The 15,799-nt window shown below is 70.3% G+C and carries 16 protein-coding genes; 6 read left to right on the plus strand and 10 right to left on the minus strand.

The window, feature by feature from the left end:
• Nucleotides 1-267 precede the first annotated feature (267 nt).
• Nucleotides 268-1,245, minus strand: a complete 978-nt coding sequence (locus tag JTN19_RS00005) for a tripartite tricarboxylate transporter substrate binding protein (protein ID WP_242530726.1) — start codon at nt 1,243-1,245, stop codon at nt 268-270.
• Nucleotides 1,246-1,407: 162 nt separating this feature from the next.
• Between JTN19_RS00005 and JTN19_RS00010 the strand changes: the two genes are divergently transcribed.
• Nucleotides 1,408-1,833, plus strand: a complete 426-nt coding sequence (locus JTN19_RS00010) for a hypothetical protein (RefSeq protein ID WP_206928618.1) — start codon at nt 1,408-1,410, stop codon at nt 1,831-1,833.
• Nucleotides 1,834-1,836: 3 nt separating this feature from the next.
• Here JTN19_RS00010 and bfr read toward each other — a convergent pair whose 3' ends face one another.
• From bfr to JTN19_RS00045, 7 genes are all read right to left on the minus strand, one after another.
• Nucleotides 1,837-2,334, minus strand: coding sequence for a bacterioferritin (gene bfr / locus JTN19_RS00015; RefSeq protein WP_191085461.1), 498 nt, complete (start codon nt 2,332-2,334; stop codon nt 1,837-1,839).
• A gap of 53 nt (nt 2,335-2,387) precedes the next feature.
• The gene (locus JTN19_RS00020) at nt 2,388-2,567 is read right to left on the minus strand and encodes a (2Fe-2S)-binding protein (RefSeq protein WP_206928628.1); all 180 of its coding nucleotides are present in this window, start codon (nt 2,565-2,567) and stop codon (nt 2,388-2,390) included.
• 4 nt (nt 2,568-2,571) lie between these two features.
• Entirely contained in the window at nt 2,572-3,594 is a 1,023-nt protein-coding gene (locus JTN19_RS00025) for an extracellular solute-binding protein (RefSeq protein WP_206928630.1), read from the minus strand.
• Nucleotides 3,595-3,742: 148 nt separating this feature from the next.
• Complete coding sequence (locus JTN19_RS00030) at nt 3,743-4,525, minus strand: HpcH/HpaI aldolase family protein (RefSeq protein WP_242530727.1); 783 nt, start codon at nt 4,523-4,525, stop codon at nt 3,743-3,745.
• Nucleotides 4,526-4,596: 71 nt separating this feature from the next.
• Nucleotides 4,597-5,043, minus strand: coding sequence for a RidA family protein (locus tag JTN19_RS00035; protein WP_408901837.1), 447 nt, complete (start codon nt 5,041-5,043; stop codon nt 4,597-4,599).
• A 96-nt stretch (nt 5,044-5,139) separates the two neighbouring features.
• Complete coding sequence (locus tag JTN19_RS00040) at nt 5,140-6,726, minus strand: cisplatin damage response ATP-dependent DNA ligase (protein WP_206928632.1); 1,587 nt, start codon at nt 6,724-6,726, stop codon at nt 5,140-5,142.
• Nucleotides 6,723-7,739, minus strand: coding sequence for a ligase-associated DNA damage response exonuclease (locus JTN19_RS00045; RefSeq protein WP_206928634.1), 1,017 nt, complete (start codon nt 7,737-7,739; stop codon nt 6,723-6,725). Before JTN19_RS00045 ends, JTN19_RS00040 begins: the two co-directional genes overlap by 4 nt.
• Before the next feature lie 62 nt (nt 7,740-7,801).
• Between JTN19_RS00045 and JTN19_RS00050 the strand changes: the two genes are divergently transcribed.
• Genes JTN19_RS00050 through pdeM form a run of 3 tightly spaced genes read left to right on the plus strand, consistent with a single transcriptional unit; the run spans nt 7,802 to nt 11,738 of the window.
• Nucleotides 7,802-8,479, plus strand: coding sequence for a YopT-type cysteine protease domain-containing protein (locus JTN19_RS00050; protein ID WP_206928636.1), 678 nt, complete (start codon nt 7,802-7,804; stop codon nt 8,477-8,479).
• Nucleotides 8,480-8,532: 53 nt separating this feature from the next.
• A complete protein-coding gene (locus JTN19_RS00055; RefSeq protein WP_206928644.1) occupies nt 8,533-11,043 on the plus strand; it encodes a ligase-associated DNA damage response DEXH box helicase in 2,511 nt (836 codons plus the stop codon).
• Nucleotides 11,040-11,738 (plus strand): ligase-associated DNA damage response endonuclease PdeM, encoded by a 699-nt coding sequence (pdeM, locus tag JTN19_RS00060; RefSeq protein ID WP_206928653.1) that lies wholly within the window; start codon nt 11,040-11,042, stop codon nt 11,736-11,738. The genes JTN19_RS00055 and pdeM overlap by 4 nt, the downstream gene beginning before the upstream one ends.
• A gap of 20 nt (nt 11,739-11,758) precedes the next feature.
• Here the strand turns inward: pdeM and JTN19_RS00065 are convergent, their stop codons facing one another.
• Nucleotides 11,759-12,373, minus strand: coding sequence for a fasciclin domain-containing protein (locus JTN19_RS00065; RefSeq protein ID WP_206928660.1), 615 nt, complete (start codon nt 12,371-12,373; stop codon nt 11,759-11,761).
• A gap of 119 nt (nt 12,374-12,492) precedes the next feature.
• Here JTN19_RS00065 and JTN19_RS00070 point away from each other — a divergent pair, with 119 nt between their 5' ends.
• Together JTN19_RS00070 and JTN19_RS00075 are read left to right on the plus strand one after the other, a co-directional pair.
• A complete protein-coding gene (locus tag JTN19_RS00070; RefSeq protein ID WP_206928662.1) occupies nt 12,493-13,917 on the plus strand; it encodes a cryptochrome/photolyase family protein in 1,425 nt (474 codons plus the stop codon).
• Nucleotides 13,914-14,648, plus strand: a complete 735-nt coding sequence (locus JTN19_RS00075; RefSeq protein WP_206928664.1) for a metallophosphoesterase — start codon at nt 13,914-13,916, stop codon at nt 14,646-14,648. Before JTN19_RS00070 ends, JTN19_RS00075 begins: the two co-directional genes overlap by 4 nt.
• A gap of 12 nt (nt 14,649-14,660) precedes the next feature.
• On the opposite strand, the gene JTN19_RS00080 is transcribed toward JTN19_RS00075, so the two are convergent.
• On the minus strand, nt 14,661-15,791 hold the full coding sequence (locus JTN19_RS00080) for a DegT/DnrJ/EryC1/StrS family aminotransferase (RefSeq protein WP_206928666.1): 1,131 nt from the start codon (nt 15,789-15,791) through the stop codon (nt 14,661-14,663).
• Nucleotides 15,792-15,799: the final 8 nt, after the last annotated feature.

The raw sequence follows: 15,799 nt of genomic DNA on the forward strand, positions 1-15,799 counted from the left end.
AGATGTCTTCAACCGCAATGCGATTGAAAGCACCTTTCCCAACCGTTTGGCTAGGACCCGGCTCCGACCGAGTGAGCCCTCAAGCTTACCGAAACCGGCGGGCTTGTCAACTCAATCCGTCCGAGGAACCGGAGGGACCGGATCGCTCCGGCCCCCCCTATCTATGGGGGACAGCCCGGCCTGTAAATCCCCTTCCGCAATCCGGCGCGCATGGCCCCCATGCACGAACCCGGGTTGCGGATTCGTGACACTGGGGCGGCGGCGCCGTCAGCTGTCCGCGCGGATGTTGTTGTCCGTGATCACGCGGCCCCATTTCGCGATCTCCGCGTTGATGAAGCGGCCGCATTCCTCCGGGTTCGAAGCCACAACGTCGCAGCCCTGCGCTTCGATGCGATCCTTGATGGAAGGTTCGTTCAGTGCCCGCACCAGCGCCTCGTTCATCTGGTTCACCAGCGCCGGCGGTGTGCCCGCACGGCCGAGCATGGCCCACCAGGTTGGCGCCTCGAAGTCCGCGAAGCCCTGCTGCGCGAAGCTGCGCGTGCCCGGCACGTGGCGCGTCTCGCCGCGCGTGGTCACGCCCAGGGGCCGCAGGGTTCCCGCCCGGATATGCTGGCTGACGATGACCACATTGGTCATGAAGAGCGGCACGTGCCCGGCCACAGCGTCCTGCACGGCAGGGCCACCGCCCCGGTAGGGCACATGCACGATCCGGAAATTGCCCTGCTGCTGCAACAGCGTGGTGGAGACATGCGCGAGTCCGCCCACGCCCGAGGTCGCGTAGTTCAGCGTGTCCGGCTGGGCGCGCGCGGCCGCCACGACCTCCTCGAAACTGCGGAAGGGCGTGCTGTTGTGCGCCACCATGGCGAGCGGCCCCGACGCCACATGGCAGCAGGGCACGAAGGCCTCGGCCGTGCGGAAGGGCAGGCGCATCACCGTCTCGTTGGTCGCCTGGGTGTCATAGACGAAGAGCCAGGTGCTCCCGTCCCCCGGCGCGCGGGACGCCTCGATGGCCCCCGTGGCACCCGAGGCCCCGCCCCTGTTGTCAATGATGACGGGCTTGCCCAGCAGTTCCGCCAGGCGCGACTGGTAGAGGCGGGCGATGGTGTCGGTGGACCCGCCCGGAGGCCAGGGCACGATCAGCCGAATGGGGCGGTCGGGAAAGCCGGCACCCAGGCTCTGAGCCCGCAACACGAGAGGGGTGGCAAGGCCGGCGGCCGTGGCGGCCAATAGGTGACGACGATTCATAAAGCGTTCCTCCAAGGCTGTGGAAGGAGTGTTCCCTTGTGGAAGCCTTACCGCAAGCGGGTTTCCACCCGCTTCGCGCCAGGGCTCCTGGCGCACCCTGGCAAAGTTATTTGCGACTCACTCGCAATTGCATTAGAAGGAGGGACCAACGGAGAGCACCACATGGCGACACGCGGATTGCCCGCCTGGCCCCTCATCGGCCAGGAGACCGACACCCTGCCGGAACCGGAGCGCCTGGTGCTGGATGCCGCGCGCGCCTGGGCCGGCAGCGGCCCGGCCGGCCCGATGGGCGAGGCGGCACTGGTCTTGGCGGCAGGTGGAATGGAGGCGGCGGCGCTGCCCTTGGACGCGGCCCTGCGCGCCCTGCCCGGGCTGCACATGCAATGGGCGCTCTGTCCGGTCGTGTCGCGGGGAGAAGCCACGCTGCTGATGGCGCTGGGCGTGGTGCAATCGGGGCGGCGGGCCGTGGCGCTCGCCTTGCTGCACCGTCTGGCCCCGCCGCTGAGCGCCTATCGCGCCGTGGCGGAGCTCTCGGTGATGGGCTGCGTGTTTCGGCGCGGCGGCGTGTGTCTCACCGCGCCGCTGTGAGGGTCAGTCGCCCTCGTGCTGCTCGGGGGCGGCGGCGCTGTTGAGCTGGATGTAGTTCTGCAGGCCCATCTGCTCGATCATGTCGAACTGGGTCTCGAGGAAATCCTCGTGCTCCTCCTCATTGGCGAGGATGGCCTTCAGCAGGTCGCGGCTGACATAATCCCGCACATCCTCGCAATGAGCGATGCCTTCCTTCAGGTCGGCCAGCGCCTTCTGCTCGAGCTTGAGGTCGCATTCCAGCACCTCGCGCACATTCTGGCCGATTAGGATGGGGTTCAGCCGCTGCACATTGGGCAGGCCGTTCAGGTAGAGGATGCGCTTGATGAGATCATCCGCGTGGCGCATCTCCTCAATGCTCTCGGCATACTCATGCTTGGCGAGCTTCGTGACGCCCCAATCATCCAGCATGCGGGAGTGCAGAAAGTACTGGTTGATGGCGGTCAGCTCATTGGTGAGCTGGATATTGAGGTGTTCAATGACCTTCGGGTCGCCCTTGGGCATCGCCTGCCGCTCCTGATGTTGGCGCCGGGTATATGACCCGGCGCCAAGCAGGATCAAGCGGCATTCGCGGCCGGCGGGGCCTCGCGCAGGATCTGCAGCACCGTCGCGGTGCAGCATCCGCACTGGGCGCGCCCACCGCAGCAGGCATAGACATCCTTGGGCCGGGCGGCGCCGGCCGCCGCGGCCGCCCGCACATCGCCATCGCTCATGGCGTTGCAGAGGCAGATGATCATGGCCTCAGCGCCAGCCGGCGCGCTGCATCACGCGCAGCGCCTCGGGCGAGAGGGACGCCGCGCGGGCCACGTTCAGCGTATCGCGCTTGAAGTCGCCCAAGGACCGCAGGAAGGCGTTGGGCTGCACATCGGCCACCACCGGGTATTCGTTGTTGCCATCCGCGAAGATGGACTGCGCCGCGGGGCCGCTCAGATATTCGAGGAAGGCCTTGGCCGCCTCGGCATTGGGGGCGGTGCGGACCACGCCCGCGCCCGAGATGTTCACATGGGTGCCGCGGTCGCCCTGGTTGGGGAAGAGCACCGCCATCCGCTCGACGATCGCCCGGTCCTCGGCGCGCTGCGAGCGCGAGAGGTTGCCAAGGTAGTAGGTGTTCGAGATCGCCACCCTCCCCTGCCCGGCCGCCACGGCGCGGATCTGGTCGGTGTCGCCGCCCTGGGGCGGGCGGGAGAGGTTGGCCGCGATGCCGCGCGCCCAGGCCTCGGTCGCCTCCACGCCATTGGCCGCGATCATGCTCGCCGTCCAGCCGATGTTGTAGATGTTGCTGGAGCTGCGAACCGAGACCATGCTCCGGTATTCGGGCTGGGCCAGGTCCTCGTAGCGCGCCAGCCCCTCGGGCAGGCCACGGGCGCGGTCATACATCACCACACGCGCGCGGGTGGAGAAGCCGAACCAATGCCCCTCGGGGTCCCGCAGCGAGGCCGGGATGCGCGAATTCAGCACCTCGGACTGCACCGGCGCCAGCACGCCCAGTTCCTGCGCGCGTCCGAGGCGGCCGAGGTCCACGGTGATGAGGACATCGGCCGGGGAATTGGCGCCTTCGGAGCGGATCCGCTCCAGCAGCTGGTCGGCATTCGCCTCGATGAGGCGGACGCGCACGCCGCTCTCGCGGGTGAAGCCGTCATACAGCTCGCGATCCGTGTCGTAGTGGCGCGAGGAATAGAGGCTCAGCACCCGGTCCTGCGCGCGCACCAGCGAGGGGGCGGCGAGAAGCGCGGGGGTGACGGTCAGGAGCAGTCGGCGGTGCATGGACATCCTCGGTGAAGGCGTTCGGTCTGCATCTATCGCAACTGCGAGCCAGTCGCAAGAGAAACGCAAATCATTCGCAATTGCGAACGCTATCCTGCCCAAACCACGAGGCGCGGGCCTTGATCCGGCGCAAGGCCCGCGCGCCGCCTCAGCCGAGGCCGCGCAGGAACTTCGCCCGAGCGGAGGCCGCGGCCATGAGGAAGGAATGGTCATTGCCGCTCAGGATGAAGCGGGCGCCGAGGCCGATGTAGTCGCGCGCCGTGGCCTCGTCATAGACGCCGCCCATGCCCATCACCTTGCCGTGTCGCTTGCAGGCTTCGCCCACCTTCGCATAGGCCGCGCGGACGTCAGGGTGAGCGATCTGGCCCGGAATGCCCATGGTGGCGGTCAGGTCGCTGGTGCCGAACATCAGCACATCCACCCCCGGAACGGCGGCGATGGATTCGGCGTTCTCCACCGCCTCCGGCGTCTCGATCATGCAGGCGATCAGGATGCTCTCGTTCAGCTCGGGCTGGGCCGTGGCGGGGTTCACCGCACCCAGGCCATAGGCGAAGGGCGGGCCGCCCCAGCTGCGCGCGCCGGTGGGCGGAAAGCGATAGGCCTGGACGATGGCGGCCGCCTCCTCCGCATTGTCCACATGCGGCACGACCACGCCCATGGCGCCGTTGTCGAGTGAGCGCGTGCCCTCGAAGATCGCATCCTTGCACACGCGCACGATGGGCGTGACGCCCTGGCTGAGCGCCGCCATGGAAATCTGCGCGGCATCGGCCACGCTCAGCGCGCCGTGTTCCATGTCGATGAACAGCCAGTCGAAGCCGGTGGCGGCGGCGATCATCCCGGTGGCGCTGCCGCGCAGGTGATGCACCCCGAAGCCGAGGGCGAGGCCGCCGGACGCCAGGCGCTGGCGGCAGTGATTGGTCACGATGGACATGGTGCTTTCCTCCCTGGCGATGGAGCGCAGCACCGGGGGGGCCGGGGGTCAACCAGCCACCCCCTGCCCGTTCAGCGCGCGGCGATGGCCGCGATCTCGATCCGGACGTCACGCGGCAGCCGCGCCGCCTGCACCGTGGCCCGCGCCGGCGGGTTGGTCGGGAAATAGGTGGCGTAGACCGCGTTCATGCGACCGAACTCGTTCAAATCCGCCATGAAGACGGTGGTGGAGACGATGTCGCTCATCTGGAAGCCCGCCGCCTCGACCACCGCCTTGAGGTTGTCGAGCACGCGCCGCGTCTCCGCCTCGATCGAGCGGTCGGCGATCATCTGGTTGGTGGCGGGATCGAGCGCGATCTGCCCGGCCAGGTAGAGGGTGTTCCCCACCCGGATCGCCTGGCTGTAAGGGCCGATGGCGGCGGGTGAGTTGGGGGTGGCGATGACCTCGGCGCCGGATTGCGCGAGGGCGGCAGGGGCCGCCAGGAGCATGGCGGCAAGCAGGGCAAGGGCGGGGCGCATCACGACGATCTCCGTCAGGTTGAGGACGGACGAGCCTACTGCGCGATCCGGTTGCTTGGACCACGATTTTTGCGCCCCGCTCACGATACGCGGCCGTCAGGCCAGGCTGCCCACCACCAGCGCCTCCACCGCCTCCACACGGTCCGCCTCAGCCGCGGGCTTGTCGCGGCGGATGCGGGCGATGCGTGGGAAGCGCAGCGCATAGCCCGATTTGTGCCGCGTGCTGCGCTGCGCGGCGTCGAAGGCCACCTCCAGCACGAGATGCCGCTCCACCTCCCGCACCGGGCCGAAGCGGGCGGTGGTGTGGTCGCGGATCCATTTGTCGAGCCAGACCAGCTCCTCATCCGTGTAGCCGGAATAGGCCTTGCCGACGGGGACCAGCTCCTCGCCGCGCCACACGCCGAAGGTGAAGTCCGAATAGAAGCTCGACCGTTTCCCATGGCCGCGCTGGGCGTACATCAGCACGCAATCGAGCGTCAGCGGGTCGCGCTTCCACTTCCACCACGGCCCCTTCACGCGGCCGGGCGTGTAGGGGCTGTCGCCGCGCTTCAGCATCAGCCCCTCAATCGCGGCGGCCCGCGCGCCGTCCCGGATGGCGGCCAGTTCCTCCATGCTGCCGAAGCCGATGAGCGGCGAGAGGCTGGAAAGGGGCGGCCGCGCGCGCTCGTGCCACGCTTCCAGCCGGGCGCGGCGGGCGTCGAAGGGCAAGGGGCGCAGATCCTCCTCGCCCTCGAAGAGCAGGTCGTAGAGGCGCACCGCGGCGGGAAATTCCTTCAGCATCTTCGCCGTGACGGTCTTGCGGTTCAGGCGCTGCTGCAGGTCGGCGAAGGGCGCCACCTCGCCATCCCGCACCACCAGGAGTTCGCCATCGGCCACCGCGTGGAAATCCATGGCGGCGATGATCTCGGGAAAGCTGCCCGAGATGTCCTCGCCCGAGCGCGACCACAGCCGCCGCCCGCCGGGCCCGGCCGTGAGCTGCACGCGGATGCCGTCCCACTTCCACTCCGCCCGCCAGTCCGGGGCATGCAGCGCCTCGAAATCCTTGGCCTCCAGCGGATGGGCCAGCATCAGCGGGCGGAAGATGGGCTGGCCGGCGGGGTCCGGGCGCGGCCCCCTTCCCTCCAGCCATGCGAAGAGCGGCAGGTAGGGCGGTCGGACGCCGTGCCAGACCTCCTCGATCTCGCCCACCTCCTGCCCCGCCCACTCGGCCAGCGCCACCTTGGCGAGCCGCGCGGAGGCCCCGACCCGCAGCCCGCCCGTGACCAGCTTGATGAGGGCGAGCCGGGCACCCGAATCCAGCGCGTGGAGCCAGGCGGCGATGATGGCGGGCACCTCGCCCCGCCCGGCCCCATCCAGGGTGCGGACCACCTCGGCCAGGCCCGGCGGCGGCGCGTTGCTGCGCGCATCCTCGGGCCAGAGCAGGGCGATGGTCTCCGCCAGGTCGCCCACATAGTCGTAGCTCATGGCGAAAAGCACCGGGTCGGTGCGGGTGGCGATGAGTTCGCGCAGCAGCGCGGGCTTGGCCGTGCGGAAGTTCAGCTCGCCCGCCAGGGCGGCAAGGCCGATGCCCCGGTCGGGGTCGGGCTGGGTCGCGAACCATTGGCGGATCAATGCGACCTTGCCGTTCCGGCCGGGCGTGAAGAGCAGGCGTTCCAGCAGTTCGGCGAAGGCAGGGACGCTCATTCCGCATCCTCCTCACCGCGGCCCACCAGGTGCAGCGCGCGGCCGCGGATGCCCTGCTGGCCGAGCGCATGGATCAGCGCCTCCTCGCGCCCATGGGTAATCCAGACCTCGCTCGCCTCCACCTCCGCGCAGGTGGCGAGCAACTCCGGCCAGTCGGCATGGTCGGAAATCACCATGGGAAGTTCCACGCCACCCTGCTTCGCGCGCTGCCGCACCCGCATCCAGCCGCTGGCGAGGCAGGGCACCGGCTCGTTCAACCGCCGCGCCCAGCGGTCGGCGATGGCCGAGGGGGGCGCCAGCACGATGGTGCCTGCCAGCTTGTCCTTGGCCGCGACCGTCGCCGGCACGAGGGGGCCGAGCTTCACGCCCAGGGTCTCGTAGAGGGTGCAGAGCCGCTGCAGCGCGCCATGGATCGGGATGGGCCTGTCCCAGCCCGCCTGGCGCAGCAGCGCGATCAGCCGCTGCGCCTTGCCCAGCGCGTAGCAGCCGATGACATGGGTCCGCTCGGGAAAGAGGGCGAGGCTCGCCAGCAGCCGGCCAATCTCCTGCGCCGCCGGCGGGTGGCGGAAGACCGGCAGGGCGAAGGTCGCCTCAGTGACGAAGACGTCGCAGCGCTCGGGCTCGAAAGGGGGGCAGGTGGGGTCGTGGCGGCGCTTGTAGTCTCCACTGACCACGGCGCGGCTGCCCTGCCATTCCAGGCAGACCTGCGCGCTGCCCAGCACATGCCCGGCCGGGCGCAGCCAGACCCGCACGCCGTTGACCGTCAATGCCTCGCCATAGCCCAACGCCTGCTGCGTGGTGCCGGCCCGATCCTCGCCCATGCGTTCGCGCATGATGGCCAGCGTCTCGGGCGTGGCCAGGACATGGGCATGGCCGGGACGGGCATGGTCGCTGTGGCCATGGGTGATGATGGCGCGGTCCACCGGACGGGTCGGATCCACGAAAAATCCACCTGGCTCGCAGTAGAGCCCCGCCTCGGTCACGCGCAGCCAGGTTTCAGGGTGGGGGGGCATTATCCGAATCATTTGCTCCGGTTTTCGTCCGTGTCCATGCTGCCTGCATTCAGGAGAACTCTATGCCGCGCTTGGAGGATGATCTGGCCGCCTCATTTCGCCAGGGCGTGCATCTGGCCCAGCGCGATCCCGCCGTCTCGCCCGAGGCGCTGCTCTTCGGCTGCGCCTCCGGCCCGGGGGGGGTGTGCTTTCCGCTCTCCGCCCTTTGGGTGAAGCGGCACATGTGGCATCGCGGCGAGGGTCCGGCCGGCCGCGCCGCCTATTTGGCGAGTGACAGCAGCATGCGCGCCGCCCTGACCACCCATCGCGAAGCCTGCATGGGCGCCCGATTCACCCTTCCGCCCGCCACGCCATGGGAGAATTACCGCCTGCGGGTCCTGAACGCCTCCGGCCTGACCTGGGGGCCGCTGCCGCTGGGGGAATTCCGCGCGGGAGGCAGAAGCTTCGATCGGCAGGCGGCAGGCATCCTGGCCAGCCTCACCTCCAGCCACAGCTATCATTTCATCTGCCTGCACGGCGGCGCGCCGGCAAAGGGGCATGCCATGGCCTCCTACACGGCCAATACCGCCTCGCAGGACCGGGCATTGCTGCACCTGTTCGACCCGAACTGGGGCGAGTTCAAGGTCAGCGCCCGGCATGCGCCGCAATTCCTGGCGCGGCTGCTGGCCTGGTATGATGGCCATCGGGAATTCGGCCCGATGACGCAATTCTCACTGGGCCGGCTGCGCCTTCGACCCTGAAGCCCGCCAGCCCCCTTTCCGCTGGATGCCGCAGATGGCATGCGAAGGCCCGGATGGTGGACCTGCCCGACGCATTCCAGCACTGGTTCGCCGCACGGGGCTGGCGTCCGCGCGCGCACCAGCTGGACATGGTGGCCGCGGCCGAGGCGGGCCGCTCGGCCCTGCTGATCGCCCCCACGGGCGGGGGCAAGACTCTGGCGGGGTTCCTGCCCTCCTTGATCGAACTGCACGCCACCCCGCGCGAGGGGCTGCACAGCCTCTATGTCTCGCCCTTGAAGGCCCTGGCGGTGGACATCGCGCGCAACCTGATGTCGCCCATCGAGGAGATGGGCCTTCCCATCCGCGTCGAGACGCGCACCGGCGACACCCCGGCGAACCGCCGCGCCCGCCAACGCGAGGCGCCGCCGCACATCCTGCTGACCACGCCGGAGAGCCTGGTCCTGCTGCTCTCCCTGCCCGAAGCCGCCACCCTCTTCGCCGGGCTGCGGGCGGTGGTGGTGGACGAGGCGCATGCGTTGGCCGGCACCAAGCGGGGCGACCAGCTGGCGCTGGGGCTCGCGCGGCTCGCGGTGCTGGCGCCTGCGGCCCGGCGGGTGGGGCTGTCCGCCACGGTGAACCACCCGGAGGCGCTGCGCGCCTGGCTCTCCCCCACCGCGCGGCCAGGGGATGTGGCGCTGGTGCGCGCCGCCCCAGGGGCCGCGCCCCGCGTGGGGGTGCAGCTTCCGGCCGGCCGCCTGCCGTGGGGCGGGCATATGGGCCTCGCTTCCGCACCCGAGATCATGGAGCGCATCACGGCCGCGCGCGTCACCATCGTCTTCGTCAACACCCGCGCCCAGGCGGAACTGATCTTCGCGGCGCTTTGGAAGCTGAACGAGGAGGCGCTGCCGATCGCACTCCACCACGGGTCATTGACGGTGGAGCAGCGCCGTCGCGTCGAGGCCGCCATGGCCGAGGGGAAGCTGCGCGCCGTGGTCGCCACCTCCTCGCTCGACCTCGGCATTGACTGGGGCGATGTGGACCAGGTGATCCAGGTGGGCGCGCCGAAGGGTGTCGCGCGGCTGCTGCAGCGCGTGGGCCGCGCCAACCACCGGATGGACGAGGCCTCCTCGGCCTGGCTGGTGCCCGCCAACCGCTTCGAGGTGATCGAATGCGCGGCCGCCCTCGAATCCGTGGCGGCCGAGGAACTGGACGGCGAGCCCCCCCGCCCCGGCGGCCTCGATGTGCTGGCGCAGCATGTGCTGGCCATGGCCTGCCACGCGCCCTTCCACCCGGACGCGCTCTACGCCGAGGTGACGCGCGCCGCACCCTATGCGGAGCTGTCGCGCCGGGATTTCGACGATGTGCTGCGTTTCGTCGAGGATGGCGGCTATACCCTGCGCAGCTATGACCGCTTCCGCCGCCTCTTCCGCGACGCGGAGGGCATGGTGCATGTGCGCGGCCCGCTGGTGGCGCGGCAGTTGCGCCTGAACCTTGGCACCATCGTCGAAGCGCCGCTGATGAGGGTGAAGCTGCGCGGGGGCCCCGTTCTGGGCGAGGTGGAGGAGTGGTTCCTCTCGACCCTGGCGCCGGGCAATGCCTTCCTCTTCGCGGGCCAGGTGCTGCGCTTCGAGCGCATCGCGGGTGTGACCGCCGAGGTAACGCGCGGTGGCGAGGGCGATCCGCGCGTGCCGGCCTATGCGGGCAGCCGCATGCCGCTTTCGACGCATCTCGCAACACGGGTGCGCGCCATCCTGGCCCGGCCCGGCGCATGGGACCTGCTGCCCGAAAGCGTGCGCGAATGGCTGCGCCTGCAGCAGTTCAAGAGCGCCCTGCCCCGCGCCGACGGGCTGCTGGTCGAGACCTTCCCCCGTGGCGGCAAATGGTTCCTGGTGGCCTATTGCTTCGAGGGGCGGCTCGCGCACCAGACCTTGGGCATGCTGGCCACGAAGCGGATGGAGCGGCTGGGCTGGGGGCCGCTGGGCTATGTCGCGACCGATTATGTCATGGCCATATGGTCAGCTTTCGAACCGGCCGATCCGTCCGCCCTCTTCGTCGAGGATTTGCTGGGCGAGGAGCTGGAGGAATGGATCGCGGAGAGCAGCATGCTGCGCCGCACCTTCCGCAACATCGCGACCATCGCCGGGCTGCTGGACAAGCAGTTGCCCGGCGTCGAGAAAAGCCGGCGACAGATGAGCATGAATTCCGACCTGATCTACGACGTGCTGCGGCGGCATGAGCCGGACCACATCCTCCTGCGCGCCACCCGCGCCGAGGCCGCATTCGGCCTGACGGATGTCCATCGCCTGGGCAACCTGCTGTCCCGCGCCAAAGGTCGGGTGCAGCACATGCGGCTGGACCGTGTCTCGCCGCTGGCGGTGCCCGCGCTGATCGAGATCGGCCGCGAATGGGTGGCGGGCGGTGCGGAGGACGCGCTACTGGCCGAGGCCGCCGCCCTGGTGGCCGAAGCCACGGATGGGGCCGAGACCTTCGAAGGCCAACTGCCGGAAGCCCCTGAGGAGCGCCCCCCGCCGCCGCGCCGCAGCCGCTTCATCCGCAGCGCGCCGCGGGGCAAGGTGGCGCGATGAGCCTCGCCCCCCTGCACATGGCGGGTGAGCGCATCATGCTCTGCCCGCTGGGCGTGGCGCTCTGGCCGGCACGCGCCACGCTGATCGCGGCGGATCTGCACCTCGAAAAGGGCAGCCATTTCGCCGGACGTGGCCGCCTGGTGCCGCCTTATGACACGCGGGCCACGCTGGAGGCGTTGCAGCGCGCCCTGCGGCGGCATGCCCCGAAGCGCGTCATCCTGCTGGGCGACAGCTTCCATGATGCGCATGGCGCCACGCGCCTCTGCACGGAGGATGCCGCGTTGCTGGGGCGTCTCATGTCAGGGCGGGAGTTGGTGTGGGTGCTGGGCAACCATGACCCGACTCCGCCATCGGGATTGCCTGGCGTCGCCGTCGAGGAGTTGCTGGAGGGGCCGCTGGTGTTCCGCCACATCGCAAGCCCCGCCCTGGCGCGCCATGGCGTGGGGGAGCTGAGCGGGCATTACCACCCCAAGGCCAGCGTGCCGACGCGGGCGGGGCATGTGACCCGGCCGTGTTTCCTGGGCGATGGGCGGCGCCTCGTCCTGCCGGCCCTGGGCGCCTACACGGGCGGGCTGGAGGCGAGGGACGCGGCTTTCGCGCCCCTCTTCCCGCGCGGGGCGCGGGCCTTCCTGCTGGGGCAGGAGCGGCTTCACAGCCTGCCCCTCATGCCCCAGCGCGGTGTCGTGCCGGCCTGATCACGTCAGGCGGCGGCTGATCAGACCAGGATCGGCAGGCTGATCGGCCAGACCACGCCATTGCTCGCGCGAATTTCCGCGACCTCGATGTTGCGCTGACGGCCCTCGATGCTGATGCCGCCGGCACCCTGGCCGCCCTGCATCGTGTCCAGCACGCGCACGGGCGTGCCCGGCTGCGCCTCGATCACGATGACGTTGCCGTTGCGGGTGCGCAGTTCCGTGTTGCGGCCCATGATGGCCGAGAGGCGCAGGTCGCTCTGCACGATATGGCTGTTGGCGAAGGCCAGCAGGCGCGCCGGATCACCCGCGGACTGCTGCCCGGTCGGCTGCGGGGGGGCCAGCTGGGCGATGAACCCCTGGGGCGCGCGGTTCATGGCCATGTCGTTGGGCGCCATCAGGATGAAGGGGCCGGCGCCGCGCAGCTGCTCCGTCACGCCCGCGCGCTGCAGGAGGCCCAGGAACTGGTTGAACCCGCCCGCGGCCGCGAGCGTGTCCACCACGTTCGTCACCTGGCCGCCGTGGATGGAGGGGGTGGCGAGAGGCCCGGGCGCGGTGGTGGTGCCCACGGTCTGGGCGAAGGCGCCGCCGGCGACCAGGGTCGGCAGGGCGGCAAGCATCAGGCGTCGGTGAAGCATGGGGGGTTTCCTTCTGCACATGTGTGGGTCCGGTTCGGACCCGTGGGAAGCGAACGCCCAAGCTTTGTGCCGGTTGCGGGGTTCCGGCCCCGCCGGATCGGCCCCACATGTGCAACGACATGACGCCCGCCCTGATCTGGTTCCGCCAGGACCTCCGCCTTGACGACAACCCCGCCCTCCATGCGGTCCAGGATAGGCCGGTGCTGGCCTGCTACATCCTCGACGACGACGCGGCCGGTGCATGGGCCCATGGAGGTGCGCAGCGCTGGTGGCTGCACCATAGCCTGGCGGCGCTGCGCGACGCGCTGGCGGCGCGTGGCGTGACGCTTCACCTGGCAGTGGGACAGGCGGCGACGCTGGTGCCGCGACTCGCCGCCGCCATCGGCGCGACGGAGGTCCATTCCGGGCGGCTCTACGAACCCTGGGCGCGGCGGCGCGACGAGGCGGTGGCCAAGGCGCTGCAGACCAAGGAAGGGCGGCTGGTGCTGCACACCTCCACCCTGCTGCACGAGCCGCACCGGATCCGCACCGGCCAGGGAAAGCCCTACTCGGTCTATACCCCCTTCTCCCGCGCCATCTTCGCGCTGGGCGAGCCGCCTCCGCCCCTGTCCGCGCCCCGCAAGCTGCACGGCGTGGCCGATGCACCCGAAGGGGTGGCGCTGGAGGCGCTGCGCCTGATGCCCGAGCGCGATTGGTGGCGCGAATTCCCCCAGCACTGGACCCCGGGCGAGGAGGGCGCGCGGGCGCGTCTGCAGCGTTTCGCCGCGCGCGCGCTGGAAGGCTATGACGGTGCGCGGAACATCCCCGGGGTGAAGGGAACCTCGGGGCTCTCGCCCCATCTGCGCTTCGGCGAGATCTCGCCGCGGCAGGTCTGGCACGCGGCGCGGGAGACGGGGGCGCGCGGCGAGGCCACCTTCCTCAAGGAGATCCTCTGGCGGGAATTCTCCTACCATCTGCTCTGGCACCGTCCGGAACTGCCCGAGGCACCGCTCCAGGCCAGCTTCGCCCAATTCCCCTGGCAGCCCGACGCGAAGCTGCTGCGCGCCTGGCAGCGCGGCCGCACCGGCTATCCCATCGTGGATGCGGGCATGCGCCAGCTCTGGCGCATGGGATGGATGCACAACCGCGTGCGGATGATCGCCGGCTCCCTGCTGGTGAAGCACCTGCTCCAGCCCTGGCAGGAGGGGGAGGCCTGGTTCTGGGACACGCTGCTCGATGGCGACCTCGCCTCCAACAGCGCCTCCTGGCAGTGGGTGGCGGGCTGTGGGGCCGATGCCTCGCCCTACTTCCGCGTGTTCAACCCGACGCTGCAAGGCGAAAAATTCGACGCCGATGGCGCCTATGTCCGGCAATGGGTGCCCGAATTGGCGAAGCTGCCGGACAAGTATCTGCACAAGCCCTGGGAGGCGCCGGACCTCGTCCTGCGCGGGGCGGGGGTGCGACTGGGCGTGGACTATCCGCGCCCCATCGTCGAACACGCGGCCGGTCGCGCGCGGGCGCTCGACGCCTATGCGGCCTTGCGGGCCGAGGCCGCACCGGCGTGACACCTGACCTGGGCGGATTGCGGGAGAGGGGCTTCATCGGGCTGCGCGTGGTGGGCGATGTGCACGGCGACGCGCCGGCCTTCCGCGCCGCGCTGGAGGGGGCGCGCGTCGCGGGGCGCTTCGTCATCCAGCTGGGTGACCTGACGGATTACGGCACGGATGCGCCCGGCGCGCTGCGGATGGCCTTCCGCATGCGGGACGCGGGCGAAGGCGTCTTTCTGCTGGGCAACCACGACCACAAGCTGCGGCGGGCGCTTCTTGGCGCCCGCGTCCACAGCCCCGCCGAGGCCGTGCCGCGCACGCTGGACCAGCTGCGCGCCGCCGAGGATGGCGAGGACCTCGCGCGTCGCGCCATCGGCCAGATCGGCCATGCGCCGGCCTGGCTGCGTCTTGGCCCCTGGATCTTCGTCCATGCCGCCTATCATCCGGCGATGCTGCTGGGCGCCTCCCCCGCTGCGGCGGGGGAGAGCAAACCCGAAGGGGCGCTGGCGCGCGCGCTTTATGGCCAGGTGACGGGACGCATGGCGGCGGACGGGTTTCCGGAGCGCGTGCTGCATTGGCTCGATTCCATCCCGCCCGGCATCACCGTCTATTGCGGGCATGACCAGCGCTCGCGCGATGGTCGTCCGCTGCAGATGCGCGGCCGCTCCGGCGGGCAGGCCGTGTTCATGGACACGGGGGCGGGCAAGGGAGGCCACCTGTCCTGGCTGGACCTGCCCTGGCCCGAGTGATGGTGGGCGCGGTCAGAGGGCGCGCAGGGCCGTGCAGACGCGCTCCACCTGTTCATCCGTCAACTCGGGATACATGGGCAGGCTGAACACCTCGCGCGCCGCGCGGGAGGTTTCGTCGCAATCGGCGGGGCCCAGCGCCACGCGGCCCTCATAGGCCGGCTGCTCATGCACCGGCACGGGATAATGGATGCCTGTGCCGATGCCCTGGGCCTTCAGTGCGGCCATGATGGCGTCGCGCTCGGGGTGGCGCAGCACATAGAGGTGGAAGACATGCTCGCAGCCCGGACGACGCACGGGCGCGGTGAGGCCCGTGCCCGCCAGCGCCGCGTCATAGGCGGCCGCGATCTGCTGGCGGCGCGCATTTTGCGCGTCCAGGTGCTGCAGCTTCACGCGCAGGATGGCGGCCTGGATTTCGTCCAGGCGCGAATTCACACCCTGCATGTCGCTGATGTAGCGGCGCTTCCAGCCATATTGCCGGATGGCCGCGATGCGGTCGGCCAGCTCGGCATCGGCGGTGGCAAGGATGCCGCCATCGCCCAGCGCGCCGAGATTCTTGGTGGGGTAGAGGCTGAACGCCGCCGCATCGCCCAGCGTGCCGAGGCGCTGGCCCTGCCAGGCCGCGCCATGGGCCTGGGCGCAATCCTCGATGAGGCGCACATCGGCCGCACGGCAGGCCTCCAGCATGGGCCCGAGGTCACAGGCCTGGCCATAGATGTGCACGGGGATGGCGGCCCGGATGGGCGGCAGGCCGGGGGGTGGCTCCTCCAGCACAGCCGCCAGCTCGTCGGCGTCCATGGTGTAGGTCTCTGGGTCAATGTCGAGCAGCAACGGCGTGGCGCCGGCCATCTCGATCGCGGCCACGGTGGCGACGGCGGTGTGGCTGACGGTGGCGACGGTGCAGCCCGGGCCGATACCCATGCCGCGCAGGATGAGCATCAGCGCATCCGTGCCATTGGCGCAGCCCACGGCGCGCGGCAGGCCCAGCCACTCGGCGAATTCCCGCTCGAAGGCCTCGCCCTCGGCGCCCAGGATGTACCAGCCCGAAGCGAGGGCGCGGGCCACGGCGGCATCAATCTCGGGCTGCAGGGCCCGGTAGCCCGCACCCGGATCGGCGAAGGGCAGCATGGCAGGGGGGGCGTTCATGGGTGGGT

This window comes from Roseococcus thiosulfatophilus (assembly GCF_017311575.1).
Taxonomy (GTDB): Bacteria; Pseudomonadota; Alphaproteobacteria; order Acetobacterales; family Acetobacteraceae; genus Roseococcus; species Roseococcus thiosulfatophilus.